The sequence below is a fragment of the Butyricicoccus sp. OF27-2pH9A genome, from assembly GCF_027693185.1.
GTDB classification, from domain to species: Bacteria; Bacillota; Clostridia; order Oscillospirales; family Butyricicoccaceae; genus Agathobaculum; species Agathobaculum butyriciproducens.
The window spans coordinates 330-538 of the sequence record NZ_JAQEXK010000062.1; the positions used below are offsets into that span (position 1 = coordinate 330).

The window sequence follows — 209 nt, forward strand, 5'->3', positions numbered from 1 at the left end:
AATCCCGGCCATAATGTAATCGGCGCAAGGGAGGGCAATCGCGTTTCCCAGTGCCTTGTAGCGTTGCAGAGGCCGGATCTCCACGCCGTCCGCCCCGTACTTTGTCCAGCCCTCTGGCAGCCCCATCAGCCGTTCGCTTTCCGTTTCCGTCAGAAAACGGATACAGCCGCCCTTCGGGTCGCCCTCATACCAGAAGGCAAAGGGCGTTA

General features: G+C 60.3%; 1 protein-coding gene. It reads right to left on the bottom strand.

The genetic code is table 11. From position 1 onward, the window contains the following. Positions 1–209: DNA cytosine methyltransferase (locus PG722_RS14030; RefSeq protein WP_270580899.1), on the bottom strand; the 209-nt coding region annotated here is incomplete at both ends.